This window comes from Vibrio sp. Vb0937 (assembly GCF_033338855.1).
Genome location: NZ_JAWOTK010000001.1, coordinates 1 through 15,493 on the forward strand (window position 1 = coordinate 1; position 15,493 = coordinate 15,493).

The window sequence follows — 15,493 nt, forward strand, 5'->3', positions numbered from 1 at the left end:
GCTCGACTTGCATGTGTTAGGCCTGCCGCCAGCGTTCAATCTGAGCCATGATCAAACTCTTCAATTTAAGATTTTGTTCGGCTCAATGAATACTGAACATTACATAAAGTAATGTTTGAATTGACTGTGCTGAATCTTTCGATTCAATGGTCACTTCGTTTCATTGAAACCTAATTTGATACCGAGGTATCTAATTGGATTATCATCAACGAGTGCCCACACAGATTGATAGGTCTATATTGTTAAAGAGCTTGCTTCATAAGCTTTGCTATCGAAGCGGAGGCGTATTCTAAGGAATTAACTTTCAGTGTCAAACACTTTTTAAAATTAATTTTTAGAAGCTTTCTTTCGCCTTATTGCCAATTGCTTTTGCGTTTCCGCTTTGCCCTGACAACGGAGGCGCATTATAGGGAGATGATTTTTCTTGGCAACCCCTTTTTAGAAAAAAACTTAAAAAAAAGCATCGAGTGATTAAATCTCACTCAAACGCTTAATTTTAGCACTCAGTTGTTAACTTCAAGTAACAAATAGGCAATCAGTATGTGTCTACCCAGCTCTCTTTAAAGCTGGTGATATCAAGACTCAGTGATTGCGCCGCTTCGATTTGCTCGATAGCCTCTAGTTCTTTATTTACACTGCTCATCGTTAATGTGTTGTTGTCTAGCTCAAACACTTGGCGTTGCGTGGTGTAATAGAACTTAAGCGTAGTGAGCGCTTTTACATCGTCATTGCTCGCGGCTGCTTTAATGCTTTTTAGTTTACGAAAGATTTTGTTGTGCAGTTGCTTGAGTTTCCAAACGTACAGCACTTCTTCCATGTATGGTCGAGTTTTAATGTGATTCAATAAAGAGAGGGAAGTTGCAACTGCGAGAACGACACCAATCAAATTCCAATGGAAATTGCCCGTTGATTGTTCTGGTACGACTTCAGTGTTGCCAAACAAAACAATCAACAAGGTACTAAAGGCAAGAGAGGAGATGGCGAGCAACGCAACAAAACCGCCAATCACAAGGTTTACTTTCTTTTTATAAATGTCTTTATTTATCTGTTTGATTTCCATATACCGCTCCTAACAGGTTACCTCTATTTTAACCAGCGCACTCCGCACGACAATCGAAGCTTTGTAAGTAAGTTCACATTTGCTATTAAACTCGCATCCCTTCCCTGCTTGGGTATATACTTCCGCGCATTCACTCTTCCTATATAGAGGCTAAATTCATGCGCTCTTTTGTTTTACGAGCTCGCGCGGCGCCAACCACCAGCAAAGCACTGTTAGAAGGTGTTGGTAATGAAGCGCATACAGAGATTCTTGCTCATACCATGATGAACACTATGTTCGTTGCTCAATCACACCGTGAAGATGTGGTTGTTCACTTGGTTTTGGAAAGCACAAAAGACTTCTCACGCACCATTACTATTCGCTCCAACGACATCACCAACATTGGCGGCTTCCATGAGTCAACCTTGATTGCAGCAGTGGCTCGCGCTTTGGATGCTTCGGTTGGTATGGGTAAAGAGCAACTTCGTGAAGTCGAACCTGGTATTACCGTTCGTACAGTGAGCTTTGAACGCCTAGTACAAGAGCTGGCAGAAGATCACCAACTATATATGTTGGATAAGAAAGGCGAATTTGTTCGTGATGCAGAAATTGGTGAAAATCCATGTTTCTTGCTAACTGACCATATACCGATGCCGAAAAAGTCTTTTAACAGCTTAAAGCGCCTTGGCACAGAGAAGATCAGCTTAGGTCCTAAGATGCTTTTCGCTTCTCAGTGTGTGGTATTGATCCACAATGAGTTGGACATACGCGAATTCTAGTTATTCGCGCACACGTTGCTAGGTAATGAAAGAGGACTCCATTGAGTCCTCTTTTTTGTTTCTATAGGGATGCTAAGTTTACTTACCACCAATGCTCAAACGAGCAAAACGAACGTCTGACGAGAAGAAAGTTCGGCTATCGTTAATTAACTGAGTATCACCCACTGCCTCAACTTCTTGCAGCATCTTGTAGAAGTTACCCGCTACCGTGATCCCACGAACTGGTTGAACGCGCTCTCCATCACGGCACAAGAAGCCACTCGCACCAAATGAGAAATCACCACTCACTGCATCCGCACCAGAATGGACACCTTGAAGCTCGACTAACTCTAGGTACTCACCCGCTTTTACTTCTGACGCACTGCTGTTGCCTGTCGCAATCACTTTGTGATTCGCTGATACGTCTAGGCTCGATTTTGCACCGCGAGCGGCACTTGCTGTCGAGACTGCGCCCAAATAACTTGCGGTCTGGCTGTTGTGTAGCAAGGTTTTCAACTCACCATTAGCAATCATCACATTATCTTGAGTAGCGAAGCCTTCACTATCAAAACTTGTGATTGCCATACCATTTGGCATGTAAGCCGTATCGGTAAAGGTAATCAAATCACTCGCAACACGTTGACCAAGCTTGTCACCCAATGGCGTAATGCCTTTCATCGCGCTTACACCAGAGAAAGCACTGCCGAAAGCACCGAATAAACTTGCTAGCGCATTGATGTGGAAAATAGCAGGGTAGTTACCTGTCGCAACCGGAGCGCCTTCCAGAAGATCACGAGCAAGGTTGTAGCCACCTTCGATACAGTAAGCTGGATTCAACTCATCAAAACGGCGACCCAGTGACATTCTACCCGCCATTGACTGTTTGCCGTCTTTTTCAAACAAGGTATACGCGTAACAAGTGAACGAGCGCTCGAAGTGTTGACACAATGTGCCTTGAGTATTGGCAATGATCAGTTGTGTTTCGCCATCGCTGTAACCATTGTAAGGTGCGCTAGAGGCGTGAGGCAGAGCCACTACGCCTTGCTCAAGTGCGAGAGACAGTTCGATTTTTTCGTCAACAGAAGTTGTATCTTCTTGCGCAATCTCAGCAACATCAGTCGCGATTTGGCTGTTCACGCAACTAATAGTCTGATGTTCATCTTGCTTGGAAAAGCGAGCGCTTTGCAGTGCGTTGGTCAGCATCAAATCTAAGCTTGGTTGCTCTAACGACTCAGAATAGCTTGTTGCAACGCGCGCATCTTTCACAACACGAACACCCAGGACTTGGCTTGAGCTTACTTTGTACTCATCCAGCTTTCCTTGGTTCGCTTTCAGAGAAAAGCTGCTGTTGCGGTTTACAATGACGTCCGCTTCTGCACCTTGGCGTTTTGCTTCTGATAGGACGTAATCAACCGCATTAAGAAGTTGTTGTTCTTGGCTCATTAGTTACCGCCTCCTACCAGAATGTTATCGACTTTCAGCGTTGGCTGACCGACTGTTGTTGGCACTGAGCCACTCACGGAACCACACATGCCCGGCGCAAGCGCCATGTCTTTGCCGACCATGCTGATTTCTTTCAACACTTTTGGACCCGTGCTGATCAGCGTTGCTGTTTTCAGAGGTTTGGTGATTTTGCCATTTTCAATGAGATAAGCTTCACGAACAGCAAAGTTGAACTCACCCGTGCCCGGTTGAACCGAGCCGCCGCCCATCTTCTTCGCATAGATACCACGTTCGATGCCTGCCAGCATGTCATCAAGTGAATGCTCGCCCTCTTCGATAAAGGTGTTACGCATGCGCGAGGTTGGTGCAAACTTGTAGTTTTGACGACGACCAGAACCCGTAGGCTCATAACCTGTCTTCATGCCACCCATTTTATCGACCATAAAGCTGGTTAGCTTACCGTCTTTGATCAATTGAGTGCGCTGAGTCTTCATGCCTTCGTCATCAACATGAATCGAGCCCCATTCGTTGGTCATGGTGCCATCATCGACTGCATTCACTGCGGTGTGAGCAACCATTTCGCCCATCTTGTCGTGGAATACGGACGCTTTCTTCGCAACTGAAGTGGTTTCTAGCAAGTGGCCACAAGCTTCGTGGAAGATTACGCCACCAAAGCCGTTACCAATTACCACTGGCATTTCACCCGATGGGCACGCATCCGCACCAAGTTTGACCAACGCTTGCTGCGCGATAGTTTGACCTAGCTCTTTGGCATCAAGCTGCTCACTGAACTCCCAACCAGCAAGAGCGCCAGGACCTTCCATACCAGAAGACTGCTCATTGCCTTTTTGAGCGACAGTATTACCAGCAACTCGGATGTAGTGACGAGTATCGTCAACCTGTAGACCTTCTGAATTGAAAATAGACACTTGCTGTTCGCGCTGAAGTACGCTGCCAATGAACTGGCTGATATGTTCACTCTCAGCACGTGCTGCTTGGTCAACTTGCAATAGGAAAGCAATTTTAGAATCTAGGTTAGCGTCTTTGCCAAGTGGCATACGACAACCATGTTGAATTGGGTAGCGGTTCAGATTGAGAGAACCTGCTGACGCGATTTGCTCACGCTTATCTTTTGCAGCAAGTAGTGAGGTTACGCGTTTTAGTTCGGCTTCATCTGTGCTGTTGGTGTAACCGTAAAGCACTTTATGACCGAAGAAGAGACGAATACCGATACCAAAATCGATACCCGAGTTCACCTTATCTACCTCGCCAGATGCGATCTGGACAGTGTTGGTTTGATGGTGTTCAACGAATAGCTCAGCGAAATCAGCCCCTAAAAAGAGGGCATGATCGATCACCGCTTTCGCTGTTACAGAATTAAGCATGAAATCTCCTTGCTCGTTGATCGTCCTAGCCTTCCCCACCTTTGAGTTAGACTCTGTTTATAACAGTCACAACCTAAATTGGATGACTCAAAAGCATATTGGCAACGCATTAAATATTAACACTTTTTTAACCTTGTTTTATGCTAATCCTTGCTAAGTCAAAGAACGAATCGTTACGTATTATGTCGACATCTCACTATTAGATAGTGTCTTGAACTGCCAGTTTCAATGCAGCACGTTATTTACACTAAATTCTGTTCTTTCGTTACTGCTCTCAAGTCTCATATTTAATCGATTGCCCCCTCTTGGCCGGAAAAAACACGTGCACCGTAACTGAGTGAACTGCTATTATCTTGACGAAATAGTCGGGGGGCCCATGCAGTGAATGCGTCGGCTGAGATCGAAATTCGAGACCCGTTGAACCTGATTCAGTTAGCACTGACGTAGGGAACTATCATCACTTTGCCACTAGCCTGCTTCAAGTCTGTATCGACGCAGCTAGCCTCAACGGATCCATACACCGATCTTCAATGGCCAAGTCAGTTCCTTTACGTCTGTAATAGGAGCGACCATGGCGCAGCAGTCAAGCCAAGAAAAACCATCAACACAGCCACAAGCAGCAACTTCAACAGATACACCGATCGTGTTGACGATTGCAGGTTCTGATAGTGGCGGCGGCGCAGGCATTCAAGCCGACATCAAAGCGATGTCCGCAACCGGCAGTTTTGCTTGCTCGGTAATCACGGCGATTACTTCGCAAAATACCCAAGGCGTTTCTGCGATTTTCCCCATTCCTCTCGACCATGTAGAGAGCCAACTCGATGCGGTATTTATCGACCTCAACATCGTTGCAGTCAAAGTAGGCATGCTGGCCGATTCCGACATCATCAAAGTCGTTGCCAACAAAATTAAACAATACCAGCCAAAACACCTCGTGATTGACCCTGTAATGGTGGCCACCAGCGGCGATCTATTACTGGAACAGTCAGCAATCAGCACTTTAAAAGAAGAATTGATTCCGCTTGCAGACATCATTACCCCTAACCTACCCGAAGGCGCAGCATTGACGGGTAAGCCAGTACCTCAATCAGAATCTGAAATGAACGATATGATTGCTGATTTACGCGCGCTAGGTGCAAAAGCGGTGCTGTTAAAAGGCGGCCACTTAGAAAAAGACGAAAACAGCAACGATCTGCTGATCATGCAAGACAGCGCCGAGTTAATCAGCGCTAAACGCTTTCCAACCAAAAATACCCATGGCACAGGCTGCACGCTGTCTTCTGCTATCGCGTCTTACCTTGGTCAAGGCAACAATCTGCACAAAGCGGTGCACCTTGGTAAGCAGTACATCAGCCAAGCTATCGCGCACGCAGATGAATTGGATGTCGGTAAAGGTCACGGCCCTGTGAACCACTTTTTTGCAGGTCACACGCATGTGCGCTAATGCACTGGGCATTCAGCTTACCGAAGCAAGTCTGCAATACAAAGACAGCCAAACACCAACATTAGCAGGGTTGAGTATGACTATCCCTGCCAATCAATGGACTGTTTTACTTGGTCGCAGTGGTTGCGGAAAAACGACGATCCTTCGTTATCTAGCTGGGTTGTTAGACGACAAAGTCGAATGGCATGGTGAATTAACCACAACGGATGGCATCGCCCTGCACGAGCGTATTGCCTACATGGCACAACAAGACTTGTTGTTGCCGTGGTTAAATGTGTTAGACAACGTCTGCCTCAGTTCTCGATTTTCTCAAGACCAATCACCAGAGCAAAATAAACAACGCGCACTGACTTTACTAAACCAAGTAGGACTCGCAGATTACGCGGATGCTAAGCCAGCTCAGCTCTCTGGCGGCATGAGACAACGTGTTGCCCTTGCTCGCACTCTGATGCAAGACAAGCCTTTGGTTCTGATGGATGAGCCCTTCTCTGCGCTGGATGCGGTTACTCGCCATAAGTTGCAAACCTTATCTGCCGAATTATTGAAAGATAAGACGGTTGTTCTGATTACCCACGACCCACAAGAAGCGGTGCGATTGGCTCACCAACTCTATGTACTGCAAGGCACGCCTGCACAAGCTCAGCACTTGGTTGTTCCGGATTCCAAGCCGCCACGAGTTCTCGATGGAGAGTGCGCAGCGCTACAACAAGCGATTTTGGATCAATTGGAGAAAGACTATGAGTGATATGACTCAGTACAACTCCGTTTCGGCGCGCATTAGTAAAAAAGAACGCGTGACCCATCCGGCTCTACGATTGGTCATCAGCACAGCGGTGATCTTGGGATTGTGGCAGTTGGTTGTTGTGGTATTCGACATGCCAAGCTTCATCTTACCTTCACCAATTGAAGTGCTGGATAGATTGGTCACTCGTTACGATGTCCTGCTCAAACATACTTGGGTTACCGCGCAAGAGATTTTACTTGGCTTGGCGCTTGGATTATCAATGGGTTTGCTGTTCGCATTGCAAATGCTGATGTTCGAGCCGCTGAAGCGTTGGTTATTGCCAATTCTGATTGCTAGCCAAGCGATCCCCGTGTTCGCCATCGCGCCAGTACTGATGCTTTGGCTGGGTTACGGCATTGCATCGAAAGTCGTCATGGCGGCAATCATCATCTTTTTCCCCGTCACGACATGTTGCTACGACGGCTTGCGCAATACACCAACAGGTTACCTCGACCTTGCCAAGACCATGGGTGCGTCTAAATGGCAGTTACTCCGTCATATTCAATTGCCAGCCGCCCTACCAACTTTAGCTTCAGGTATTCGTGTTGCCGTCGTTATTGCGCCAATTGGAGCAGTGGTCGGTGAGTGGGTAGGTTCAAGTGAAGGCTTGGGTTATCTGATGCTCCAAGCTAACGCTCGCATGATCATTGATGAGATGTTTGCGGCGCTGTTTATCCTCGCCGTGCTGTCTATCTCACTCTACTTCATCACCGATAAATTATTGAAAAAAGCCATCCCTTGGGAAAGCAAGTAATTACAGAAAATAACCAAAGAAAATTGGGAAAGAAAAGGAAGAACCCCGTGAATAAAAACAAACTTATGAGCGCTGCTGCTCTACTCGCTTCAGTGGTATCAACCAACGTGCTTGCCGCTGAAAAAGAGATGACACTGATGTTGGATTGGTTCGTCAATCCAAACCATGGTCCTATCGTTATTGCCAAAGAACGTGGTTACTTCAAAGAACAAGGTTTGAAGGTCAACATTCAAGAGCCAGCAGATCCAAGCACGCCACCTAAGTTGGTCGCGGCGGGTAAAGTCGACATGGCGATTTCTTACCAACCAAGCCTAACTATCGATGTCGCGGCTGGTTTGCCACTAATCCGCTCTGCGACTTTGATTGCTACGCCACTCAACACGTTGATGGTGTTGGACAACGGTAAGAATGAAAACCTTGGCGACTTGAAAGGTAAGAAGATCGGTATTGCGATCGCAGGCAACGAAGAAGCGACAATCGGCACCATGCTTGCGCAAGAGAACGTGAAGTTTTCTGACGTACAAATCATCAACGTAGGTTGGGCGCTGTCTTCGTCTCTTGCGTCTGGCAAGGTGGATGCGATTTGGGGCGGTCTACGTAACTTCGAAACCAACCAACTAGCATTAGAAGGTTATAAAGCTAAAGCCTTCTTCCCTGAAGAACACGGCGTGCCAGCGTATGACGAGTTAGTCTTCGTAGCCAATGCAAAAACCTACGACAAAGAAGCCATCAAGGCATTCAACAAAGCACTAGAGCAAGCGACCACTTACATCGTTAACCATCCAAAAGAGTCGTGGAAAGAGTTTGTGGCTTATTCACCAGACACACTCAACAACGAGCTTAACCAACGCGCTTGGAATGACACGCTAACTCGTTTCGCTCTTCGTCCATCTGCAGTGGATCTGAAACGCTACGATGATTATGCCGAATTCATGTATTCACAAAAAATCATCGAAACACTGCCAAAAGCGAAAGATTACGTACCGAGCTTTGACTAATTCTACTGACCTTAGGATCTAAGCCTAGGGTCTTTTGATAACGAGATACCCATAATGAAATACCAAGATTTGATCGACGCTTGCCGCCAAGATTGGCAAGAATACACTGAGCATGCTTTCGTGCAGCAATTGGCGAAAGGCACTCTGGCTCAGCCTTGTTTTCTGCATTACCTAAAGCAGGATTTTCTTTTCCTAAAACAGTACGCACGAGCTTACGCATTAGCGATCTACAAAGCACGTACTTTGGATGACATGCGCCGTGCCCTACCAAGCGTACATGCATTGCTCGATTCTGAAATCGCCCACCACGTGACTTACTGTGAGCAATGGGGACTGACAGAATCCGACTTAGAAAACGAGCCAGAAGATTTCGGCACTGTGGCTTACACCCGTTACGTATTAGATGCTGGCATGACGGGCGATCTTGTTGATCTATACGCGGCACTAGCACCATGCTCTATCGGTTATGCCGTAATCGGTAAGATGCTGATTGAAGACGAAAGCACTGTGCTCGAAGGTAACCCATACGCAAGTTGGATCAACCTCTACGGTGGTGAGGAATTCCAATCTGGTGTCGCAAAAGGTGCAGAACACTTTAATCAGTTATTGGCGGAAATCGATATCAATAGTCAGCGTGGTCAAAACCTGATTCAGGTATTCAAAACTGCAACGCGTATGGAAGTGGCATTCTGGCAACAAGGTCTAAACGCTCAGCAAGATTAATCGGAGAGTCTCATGTTAATTGAACAAATCACCCAAGCATTAACCGCAGTACGCCAGCAAAAGCCATTAGTCGTCAACATCACTAACTACGTGGTGATGAATAACACAGCAAACGCACTATTAGCGATCGGCGCTTCTCCAATCATGGCGCACTCCAAGCAGGAAATGGCAGAGATGATGTCGTTCGCGGGTTCACTGGTTATCAACATTGGTACCCTAGACAGCGTTTGGACACCACGTATGAGCTATGCCGTAGAGCAAGCCAATGCCAATGGTAAAATCGTTGTACTCGACCCTGTCGGTTGCGGAGCAAGCTCACTACGTACAGAGACATCACGTGAAATCGCACGCCTTGCAGACAAGTTGATCATTCGTGGTAACGCTTCAGAAATCATCGCTCTCGCTGGCGAGCAAGCACAAAGCAAAGGCGTTGATGCGTTAGACAGCAGCGACGCAGCACTTGGCGCAGCCAACTTCTTAGTCGCAGAGTATGGTGCAAGTGTAGTGATTTCTGGCGAGACTGATTACATCGTCACGAAAGAGCAAACCGTCCAGTTGAATAATGGTCACGAGATGATGCCTTACGTAACCGGAATGGGCTGTACACTAACGGCACTGACGGGTGCTTTCGCTGCTGTTGGTGATGATACCGGCCTTGCTGCAGCGGCGGTACTGGGCGTTGTTGGCGAGATTGCAGCGGAACAAGCTCGCGGCCCAGGTAGCCTGCAAATGAACCTGTTGGATGAGCTTTACCAGTTGGATGAAGAAACGCTGGCAAAACGCTTAAAGCTGCAAGTGAGCTAAGCTTTGCTCTAATAAATACCGGCCTCTCATTCCATCTAGGAGAGGCCCAAAGGAAACACAATGAACGCCTATCGTTTATATTTGGTCACCGACGACCAACAAGATTTAGCCACACTAAAGCGTGTTGTGAGAAAAGCCGTGAAAGGTGGGGTCACCATGGTACAGGTGCGCGAAAAACATGGTGACGTTCGTGCATTTATTGAACGAGCTCAAGCCGTGAAGACGATCCTTGAAGGCACTGGCGTCCCGTTAATCATCAATGATCGTGTTGATGTTGCCCTTGCCGTCGATGCCGATGGTGTTCACCTCGGGCAGTCAGACATGCCAGCAGAGATCGCTCGTCAATTGATTGGCCCAAACAAGATTCTCGGCTTATCGATTGAGACTGAAGAGCAGTTGGCAGAGGCGGGGTCTCTGCCCATTGATTACATCGGCTTGAGTGCCATCTTCGCGACGCCGACCAAAACCAACACCAAAAAACATTGGGGTATTGATGGTTTGAAAATGGCGTTAGAGACGACTTCACTGCCGATTGTTGCCATTGGCGGCATTAACGAAACCAACATTCCTGCCCTGAGTGCGACAGGTGTACACGGTTTGGCTTTGGTTTCTGCCATTTGTCATGCAGAAAACCCAACCAAAGCAGCAGAGTACTTACTTTCTCTGATGGATTAAGACCCCAACGCTTAAGGATGAGCGCCTTTACCCTCCGGATAAATGTCATCAATTCATCACTCAACCTTCATTCCCTCGTCAAATTGACAGAGCGTTGATAAGTTTTTCACGCCAGATAACGTAAGATAAGCCCCTTATTTTCACGTGGTTGAATAACCCTCAATAAAAACAAAACGCTCTCAATGAAAACCAAAAAATATGGATTGATGATGCTCGCCTTGCTTGTTCTTGGCATCATCCCGATGTCGCTGTTTGGCTCTTATCACAATCTCACGTCACAGGTGCCTGAAAGTCTGGGTATTACTTTTACTTTGCTCACAGATTCTGCTGGTAGCAAAGGCTTTTTAATTACGTTAACACTGCTACTGCTTTCTTTATTTCGCTTTAAACCAAATCGCACTGAGTGGATGCAAAAACTCTCAATGTTAGGGTTGTTACTGGTGATTGGCTTTGCCAGCAAAACGGGGCTAAAACTGATGACAGAAAGCCCGCGTCCCTACACGGAATTGCTCGCAGCAGAACAATTGATTGAAACACCAGAAACGTTTTATCAGTTGGATACAAAGCAGCAAGCCAACGTAATTAACCAGATTTCTGAACACGTCAGTGATTGGCGAACGCGCCATTGGCAAGGCGAAAAAGACTATTCTTTCCCATCCGGCCATACGATTTTCGTTTCGATTTGTTTGGCTTTCTTTGGCGGGTTGTTCTTACAGAACAAGTGCTATATCTCTGCACTGTCATTATGGATGTGGGGAATGAGCGTCGCATATAGCCGCTTATGGCTGGGCATGCATCGCCCTGAAGATTTAATAGGCTCAGTCTTGTTTGTCGCGATTGTATTTACTTTACTCCCGACATTTCAGATTAAGAAACAGATGCCGTTTGTTTCTCTTGCTTCGCGCTAATGTGAACGATGACTAGATAAAAAAAGAAGCCAGCGATTCGCTGGCTTCTTGCTTTAAAGCGCTACTTTTTTCTAACCATTTCTTGGTGGTTCAAACGCTGTTAGTTCTAATTCTGGGCCAGTGTATTTTTCAATACGAACCAGTGCCGAGTTCGCCGCACAGCCGTTTGCAAGTCGAGAGGTCGGAATATCCAACGTTAACACGTTACAACCGCCGTTCTTACAAATGCCGGTTTTCGGATCCAAATCCGGCCAACCGCCTTCATGAATACATACTGAGCCTTGCTTGATTCGGTCAGTCACTTCTGCACCAACCAATACTTGGCCACGGTTGTTAAACGCACGAACTAGATCGCCCGTTTTAATACCACGCGCTTTCGCATCTTCAGGGTGAATCCAAATAGGTTCACGGTTTGCAATTGCGTACTCTTCGCGAATCTTCGCGTAGTTAAACTGGCTGTGTAGACGATGCGCGGCGTGCGCGGTCATTAGCTGCAACTCGCCATCTTTTGCATTGCCGGTGTACTCGGTTGGTGCCATCCACGTTGGGTGTGGAGGACAGTCTTCCAACTGGTAACCTTCAATGGTTTTCGAGAAGATTTCGATCTTACCACTTGGTGTACCGAGTGGATCCATGATCGGGTCTTCACGGAAATCCGCGTAACGAACAAACTGTGCGTTCTTCTCGTTCCACTTCATCTCGATCAGTTGGTTATCTTCCCAGAACTTGCTGAAGTTCGGCATTGCTACGCGAGAGCCACGGCCACCTTGTTGCGCCGCCTTGTAGAAGCCGTACAGCCATTCCATTTCAGTTTTGCCTTCGGTGTATACGTCACGGCCACCAGGAGCTAGCATCTCTGCCATGTCCGCGAATACATCGAAATCATTACGCGCTTCACCTTGCGGCTCAACCACTTGCTTCATTGGCACCAAATGTTGGTTACTGTAATCACCCGTCATCGTTAAGTCGTTACGCTCGAACGATGTGGTAATTGGCAGAACGATGTCCGCATGCTTCGCAGCCGCCGTCCAGTAAGGCTCTGAAATCACGATCAGCTCAGGCTTTTGCCACGCTTTAATCAAACGGTTGGTGTCTTGGTGGTGAGTAAAGTTCGCACCACCGGCCCACCAAATCATCTTGATGTCCGGGAACGTCAGTTCATGACCGTTATGATGGTAGGATTGACCTGGGTTTTCCAACGCCTCGACAATACGCGCCACAGGGAAGCTTTGCACCGCGCCAGACACCGCCCAGTCGTTCCCCGCAGAAGAGCCGCCACCCAGCGATGCCGAAATCGCAGGAAGCACGCCAGCGTCACGAGCAGGGTTACCACCGTTTGAGTAGTGGTAAGAGAAACCAAAACCACCGCCCGGTAAACCGATCTGACCCAACATCGTTGCCAGTGTAACCAGCATCCAGTGACGCTGCTCACCGTATTGTTGGCGCTGCATGCCCCAACCCGCCATCAGCATGGTGCGGTTTTTACTGAAGATGTCAGCCAGTAGCTCAAGTTGCTTCGCAGGTACGCCACAGATTTGTGATGCCCATTCTGCTGATTTTTCTACGCCGTCTTCTTCGCCCATCAGGTACGCTTCAAACTTGTCGTAACCTGCGGTGTATTTATCGAGGAAGGCTTTATCGTGCTTACCTTGTTTCACCAAGGTGTGTGCGATACCCATCATCATTGCCACGTCGGTCATTGGGTGAGGAGCAATCCACTCCGCATTCTCGCCAAAGAACTCGATGGTTTCAGAACGAATTGGGTCAATCGCAATAACCGTCTTGCCTGATTTTTTCAATTGATGGAAGAATTCAAGACCAGCACAGTCTGTTGAGCTCCACGCGATTTTTAGAGTGTTGATTGGGTTTAAGCCCCAAAGCACAACCACATCGCTGTGCTCTAATACCACTGGGTACGTGGTTTGTTGCTCGTACACTTCGATAGAGCCCACAACGTGCGGCATGATGATCTGCGCAGCACCCGTTGAGTAGTCACCCAAGTGGCCTGAATAGCCGCCCGCCATGCTCATGTAACGTTGCAGCAAGGTTTGTGCTTTGTGCAGCACGCCACTTGAACGCCAGCCGTAAGAACCAGCAAACACAGAAGCCGGGCCATATTCTTTACGAATGCGCATGTGCTGCTCGTGGATCAGCTTGTAAGCTTCATTCCAAGACACCCGTACAAATTCATCGCTGCCACGAACTCCTTCGGGAGCTGATGGGTTTGCCAAGTAACCTTTGCGAACCATTGGGTACTTAACACGCGCCTTGGTATGCACTTGGTCAGGCCCAGTAGTTTGTAGACTATTTGGTACAGTTTGTGGAAGAGCATTAGTAGTCGAAACCAACTTACCATCTTTCACTTCACACAGCATTGGGCCCATGCGGCCCGCCGTTAGAATGCCTTTGCCGCGAGCATTAGAAGACGCAACAGACATAGGTGCAAATGAAGTGAATGCCATTGCACCAGCCGCCATACCAGTGCCTTTTAGAAATCCGCGACGGGTCATATTAGTCATAATCTTATCCTTCTATTTATCGTTAGTGACCAACCACATCTTTCGCGTGGTGCTGGAAGAACTTGGTTAGAATTTCTAGGTTCTCGGCTGAAATATCAGTTCGATCACCCATACTTTTCGCTACCGGTCCCCATGCATTCACTGTGAAGTGATTTGAAGGAATTTTCGCGTGACAAGTTGCACAGTAAACGTTGTCCAACTCTTCTGCGTATGACCATACGGGTTCAAGCGTGTCTACAACTGGAGAATCAATAGCACCTGTTAGAGAAACCGCGCGCCATTCGTTGCCGTAAACATCTGCCTCAAATTCACCAGTTTCAAGCGCTTGTTGGCCTTGCTCTGTTAGCGTTGCTACGATGGCACGTTGACCTTCTCCCATGTAAAGCACTTGCTCTGCGCCTTTCATTTGGAATGCGTTCAACTTAACAGTGCGGTTGTCGCCTTCAGAGCTGATTACTTCCAACTTCGTCGTTGGGTTAATTTTACCCATCTCACCCATTACGATTTCAGTCACAGGGTAAACGACTTTGGCACCAGGTGATGTTTTTGTGGTGAAGCTCATCAACGTTTCAAATGCCTTACTGTCTAGCTCTGCTTCTGGTGCAAAGTGCGCCACACCTTTATGACAATCGATACACGTTTGATCGTTTGCTTTCGCGTAAGCGTGCATCTTCGCCGCATCACGTGATTGCTCAAACTCTTCCATTGCATCGAAATCATGACACGAACGACACGTCGCTGAATCATTTTCACGGAACTGAGCCCATACCGTTTCAGCCATATCTTTACGATGTGCTTCATATTTCTCTGGCGTGTCGATCTTACCTGTCACAAATTCATGGTAGATGTCTTTCGACGCGCGAATTTTGGTGATCAGGTAATCCATTGGTTCTTGAGGAATATGACAGTCAGAACATTCCGCGCGAATGCCTTTCGCATTACTGAAGTGCACTGAGCCTTGGTACTCTTTGTAAGGGGTTTCCATAGAGTGGCACGAGAGACAAAATTCAGTATCTGAGGTGTAATGCATTACTGCCGCACTCCCCCCCAAAGTTAACCAGCCCACACCAATGCCGGCAGCAACCAGCAGTGCAACATATCGTTTTTTTATTGACATAATTAGCAACACTTCCAAATAAAATGTAATTATAGGTCGCAAATTACTACTTTATGGGTAGTCCTCTCTTGATCCACATCATTTCCGTGTTGCTCTGTATGCCTCAAGTATGAAATTTTGTTATTTGCATCTCAAAGATGAA

14 protein-coding genes, 1 rRNA gene and 1 riboswitch are annotated in these 15,493 nt (G+C 47.2%); of the genes, 9 read left to right on the forward strand and 6 right to left on the reverse strand.

Annotation, left to right across the window (positions count from 1 at the left end):
* Both R7P67_RS00005 and R7P67_RS00010 read right to left on the reverse strand, forming a co-directional pair.
* Window positions 1-67: ribosomal RNA gene (locus tag R7P67_RS00005) — 16S ribosomal RNA — on the reverse strand; the annotation flags it as partial.
* Between the two features lie 468 nt (window positions 68-535).
* Window positions 536-1,060, reverse strand: coding sequence for a DUF3087 domain-containing protein (locus R7P67_RS00010; protein ID WP_213961339.1), 525 nt, complete (start codon window positions 1,058-1,060; stop codon window positions 536-538).
* A 158-nt stretch (window positions 1,061-1,218) separates the two neighbouring features.
* Between R7P67_RS00010 and trmY the strand changes: the two genes are divergently transcribed.
* Window positions 1,219-1,818: a tRNA (pseudouridine(54)-N(1))-methyltransferase TrmY gene (gene trmY, locus R7P67_RS00015; protein ID WP_017634347.1), complete on the forward strand. Its 600-nt coding sequence runs from the start codon at window positions 1,219-1,221 to the stop codon at window positions 1,816-1,818.
* A gap of 78 nt (window positions 1,819-1,896) precedes the next feature.
* Here trmY and R7P67_RS00020 read toward each other — a convergent pair whose 3' ends face one another.
* A complete protein-coding gene (locus R7P67_RS00020) occupies window positions 1,897-3,240 on the reverse strand; it encodes a TldD/PmbA family protein (RefSeq protein WP_318085838.1) in 1,344 nt (447 codons plus the stop codon).
* On the reverse strand, window positions 3,240-4,625 hold the full coding sequence (locus R7P67_RS00025; RefSeq protein WP_318085839.1) for a TldD/PmbA family protein: 1,386 nt from the start codon (window positions 4,623-4,625) through the stop codon (window positions 3,240-3,242). The genes R7P67_RS00020 and R7P67_RS00025 overlap by 1 nt, the downstream gene beginning before the upstream one ends.
* Window positions 4,626-4,981: 356 nt before the next feature.
* Window positions 4,982-5,092, forward strand: a riboswitch (TPP riboswitch).
* 104 nt (window positions 5,093-5,196) lie between these two features.
* On the opposite strand from R7P67_RS00025, the gene thiD reads away from it, so the two are divergent.
* The 8 genes from thiD to R7P67_RS00065 all read left to right on the forward strand — a co-directional run bounded on the left by thiD (window position 5,197) and on the right by R7P67_RS00065 (window position 11,715).
* Entirely contained in the window at window positions 5,197-6,069 is an 873-nt protein-coding gene (gene thiD / locus R7P67_RS00030) for a bifunctional hydroxymethylpyrimidine kinase/phosphomethylpyrimidine kinase (RefSeq protein ID WP_318085840.1), read from the forward strand.
* Entirely contained in the window at window positions 6,059-6,814 is a 756-nt protein-coding gene (locus tag R7P67_RS00035) for an ABC transporter ATP-binding protein (protein WP_104035718.1), read from the forward strand. The genes thiD and R7P67_RS00035 overlap by 11 nt, the downstream gene beginning before the upstream one ends.
* The gene (locus R7P67_RS00040) at window positions 6,807-7,607 is read left to right on the forward strand and encodes an ABC transporter permease (RefSeq protein WP_009706843.1); all 801 of its coding nucleotides are present in this window, start codon (window positions 6,807-6,809) and stop codon (window positions 7,605-7,607) included. Before R7P67_RS00035 ends, R7P67_RS00040 begins: the two co-directional genes overlap by 8 nt.
* A gap of 47 nt (window positions 7,608-7,654) precedes the next feature.
* The gene (locus R7P67_RS00045) at window positions 7,655-8,605 is read left to right on the forward strand and encodes an ABC transporter substrate-binding protein (protein ID WP_020195161.1); all 951 of its coding nucleotides are present in this window, start codon (window positions 7,655-7,657) and stop codon (window positions 8,603-8,605) included.
* 54 nt (window positions 8,606-8,659) lie between these two features.
* Window positions 8,660-9,328, forward strand: coding sequence for a thiaminase II (gene tenA / locus R7P67_RS00050; RefSeq protein WP_318085841.1), 669 nt, complete (start codon window positions 8,660-8,662; stop codon window positions 9,326-9,328).
* Window positions 9,329-9,340: 12 nt separating this feature from the next.
* The gene (thiM, locus tag R7P67_RS00055; RefSeq protein ID WP_151515186.1) at window positions 9,341-10,132 is read left to right on the forward strand and encodes a hydroxyethylthiazole kinase; all 792 of its coding nucleotides are present in this window, start codon (window positions 9,341-9,343) and stop codon (window positions 10,130-10,132) included.
* Window positions 10,133-10,192: 60 nt separating this feature from the next.
* On the forward strand, window positions 10,193-10,807 hold the full coding sequence (gene thiE, locus R7P67_RS00060) for a thiamine phosphate synthase (RefSeq protein WP_253657617.1): 615 nt from the start codon (window positions 10,193-10,195) through the stop codon (window positions 10,805-10,807).
* A 182-nt stretch (window positions 10,808-10,989) separates the two neighbouring features.
* Window positions 10,990-11,715, forward strand: a complete 726-nt coding sequence (locus tag R7P67_RS00065; RefSeq protein WP_262606669.1) for a phosphatase PAP2 family protein — start codon at window positions 10,990-10,992, stop codon at window positions 11,713-11,715.
* A gap of 71 nt (window positions 11,716-11,786) precedes the next feature.
* Here the strand turns inward: R7P67_RS00065 and R7P67_RS00070 are convergent, their stop codons facing one another.
* Together R7P67_RS00070 and R7P67_RS00075 are read right to left on the reverse strand one after the other, a co-directional pair.
* Window positions 11,787-14,234, reverse strand: a complete 2,448-nt coding sequence (locus tag R7P67_RS00070; protein WP_318085842.1) for a molybdopterin guanine dinucleotide-containing S/N-oxide reductase — start codon at window positions 14,232-14,234, stop codon at window positions 11,787-11,789.
* Between the two features lie 22 nt (window positions 14,235-14,256).
* Window positions 14,257-15,351: a NapC/NirT family cytochrome c gene (locus tag R7P67_RS00075; protein ID WP_258460828.1), complete on the reverse strand. Its 1,095-nt coding sequence runs from the start codon at window positions 15,349-15,351 to the stop codon at window positions 14,257-14,259.
* Window positions 15,352-15,493 lie beyond the last annotated feature (142 nt).

What these genes read in the sequence shown, in the direction of transcription:
- R7P67_RS00010 (WP_213961339.1), bottom strand. Translation starts at nt 1,060, where the DNA reads ATGGAAATCAAACAGATAAATAAAGACATTTATAAAAAGAAAGTAAAC.
- trmY (WP_017634347.1), top strand. Translation starts at nt 1,219, where the DNA reads ATGCGCTCTTTTGTTTTACGAGCTCGCGCGGCGCCAACCACCAGCAAA.
- R7P67_RS00020 (WP_318085838.1), bottom strand. Translation starts at nt 3,240, where the DNA reads ATGAGCCAAGAACAACAACTTCTTAATGCGGTTGATTACGTCCTATCA.
- R7P67_RS00025 (WP_318085839.1), bottom strand. Translation starts at nt 4,625, where the DNA reads ATGCTTAATTCTGTAACAGCGAAAGCGGTGATCGATCATGCCCTCTTT.
- thiD (WP_318085840.1), top strand. Translation starts at nt 5,197, where the DNA reads ATGGCGCAGCAGTCAAGCCAAGAAAAACCATCAACACAGCCACAAGCA.
- R7P67_RS00035 (WP_104035718.1), top strand. Translation starts at nt 6,059, where the DNA reads ATGTGCGCTAATGCACTGGGCATTCAGCTTACCGAAGCAAGTCTGCAA.
- R7P67_RS00040 (WP_009706843.1), top strand. Translation starts at nt 6,807, where the DNA reads ATGAGTGATATGACTCAGTACAACTCCGTTTCGGCGCGCATTAGTAAA.
- tenA (WP_318085841.1), top strand. Translation starts at nt 8,660, where the DNA reads ATGAAATACCAAGATTTGATCGACGCTTGCCGCCAAGATTGGCAAGAA.
- thiM (WP_151515186.1), top strand. Translation starts at nt 9,341, where the DNA reads ATGTTAATTGAACAAATCACCCAAGCATTAACCGCAGTACGCCAGCAA.
- thiE (WP_253657617.1), top strand. Translation starts at nt 10,193, where the DNA reads ATGAACGCCTATCGTTTATATTTGGTCACCGACGACCAACAAGATTTA.
- R7P67_RS00065 (WP_262606669.1), top strand. Translation starts at nt 10,990, where the DNA reads ATGAAAACCAAAAAATATGGATTGATGATGCTCGCCTTGCTTGTTCTT.
- R7P67_RS00070 (WP_318085842.1), bottom strand. Translation starts at nt 14,234, where the DNA reads ATGACTAATATGACCCGTCGCGGATTTCTAAAAGGCACTGGTATGGCG.
- R7P67_RS00075 (WP_258460828.1), bottom strand. Translation starts at nt 15,351, where the DNA reads ATGTCAATAAAAAAACGATATGTTGCACTGCTGGTTGCTGCCGGCATT.